The 514-nt window shown below is 66.0% G+C and carries 1 protein-coding gene and 1 pseudogene (1 of these 2 running past the window's edge); both read right to left on the minus strand.

Going from position 1 to position 514, the window contains the following annotated elements; genetic code table 11:
• On the minus strand, window positions 1–212 hold the start of the coding sequence (locus BGN95_RS25840; protein ID WP_353744750.1) for a LysR substrate-binding domain-containing protein. It extends 571 nt beyond the left edge of the window; only the first 212 of its 783 coding nucleotides appear in the window; it begins with the start codon at window positions 210–212; its stop codon lies off the left edge, out of view.
• A pseudogene (locus tag BGN95_RS27190) lies at window positions 176–349 on the minus strand (LysR family transcriptional regulator); the annotation flags it as partial. The pseudogene BGN95_RS27190 and the gene BGN95_RS25840, both read right to left, overlap by 37 nt.
• Between the last annotated feature and the right edge of the window lie 165 nt (window positions 350–514).

The raw sequence follows: 514 nt of genomic DNA on the forward strand, positions 1-514 counted from the left end.
GCCGCATCGCGATGCGGAAGGTGCGGTCGCTCGATCGCGGATCGAAATCCGATGCGGTGACCACCGCGAGTTCGACGCTGCGCAGCGCGGTGCGCACCGGCTCGATGATCGATCGCGCGAGCGCGGTGGGGACGAGCCCGCTGCCGACCCGCACGAACAATTGGTCGCCGAATTCGCGCCGCAACCGCCCGAGCGCGTGGCTGATTGCGGATTGCGACAGATTGAGGTGACGCGCCGCCAGCGTCACGCTGGCGCGCGAATAGATCGCCTCGAACACCGTGAGCAGATTGAGGTCGAAGCGCGAATTCAGTTTCAATCGAAAGGTCCGGATATCGGGGGTCGGCATCATTACATAGCGAAGCCGGGCTGGATATGGGCTGCGCGCGGCGGCCGATCGAACCCCCTTCCGCGCGATGCCCCCGCGCGGCTATTCGTGGCGATATGAACAAACCCGCTATTTCCCACGCCCCCACTGCGATCGACCCCGCCACCGTCGCGCTGCTCGAGGCGATCG

The sequence above is a fragment of the Sphingomonas sp. 66-10 genome, assembly GCF_001897045.1.
Classification (GTDB): domain Bacteria; phylum Pseudomonadota; class Alphaproteobacteria; order Sphingomonadales; family Sphingomonadaceae; genus Sphingomonas; species Sphingomonas lycopersici.